The sequence below is a fragment of the Bartonella sp. MR168JLCBS genome (genome assembly GCF_042194175.1).
In genome coordinates, this window is the sequence record NZ_JBHIMP010000214.1 from 1 (window position 1) to 909 (window position 909).

A 909-nucleotide genomic window follows, 5' to 3' on the forward strand; every position below is an offset into this window, starting at 1 on the left:
TGGTCTTTCCATGTTATCCCTAAGCTTGGTCAATTCATTGCAGATAATGGCGATGCTTATCGTTATTTGGTTGAATCTATTCGCAAATTTCCTAAGCAAGATGATTTTTCCCATATGCTCAATCATGCAGGCTTTTCGCGGGTATCGTACCGCAATCTCACGGGTGCAATCGCAGCGCTGCATTCAGCCTGGAAGATTTAAAAATGGCACAAATTTCTACTTACTTTCAATTGATGCGTGCAGTATGGGTTTTAGCACGTGAAGGCGTTTTGAGTGCTCTTCCTGGCGATGATCTTCGAGGATTTCCAACATTTTGCCACCGCATAGCAGGTATTTTAGCGCGGCGTAAAACGAAAAAGAAGCGACGATCTGAAAATATTTCGCATGCTATCAATAAACTTGGTCCCTCTTACATAAAGCTTGGTCAATTTCTTGCCACCAGACCTGATATTGTCGGACGTGATATCGCGAAGGACTTGGTACAACTACAAGATCGTGTCCAAACGTTTTCCTGCTCCGCTGCCATTGATCAAATTGAAAGTTCGCTTGGTCGATCTATCAATGATTTATTCGTAAATTTTTATCCACCTATTGCTGCTGCTTCCATTGCTCAAGTTCATCCAGCTGAATACTATGATGAGGCAGGACATAAAAAAAAATGTGCTGTTAAAGTCATTCGCCCCGATATCAGAACACGTTTTGCGAAAGATCTTAGAGGCTTTTATCTTGTTGCCTATTTACAAGAGCGTTACATGCCGGCTTCTCGGCGGTTGCGCCCTGTTTGTGTCGTTGACACTTTGGCACAAACCACACGTATTGAAATGGATTTACGGTTAGAAGCGGCCGCCATATCAGAAATGGCTGAAAATATTAAACATGATACAGGCTTTCGGGTACCACAAATGGATT

Annotated in this window: 2 protein-coding genes; both read left to right on the plus strand. The window is 42.7% G+C overall.

All coding sequences use genetic code 11. The annotated features are described in order from the left end of the window. The coding region (locus ACFIK8_RS10425; protein WP_375669385.1) for a class I SAM-dependent methyltransferase at positions 1–201 on the plus strand (201 nt) is incomplete at its 5' end. A 2-nt stretch (positions 202–203) separates the two neighbouring features. Continuing rightward, a partial coding sequence (locus ACFIK8_RS10430) for an ABC1 kinase family protein (RefSeq protein WP_375669386.1) occupies positions 204–909 on the plus strand: 706 nt, incomplete at its 3' end.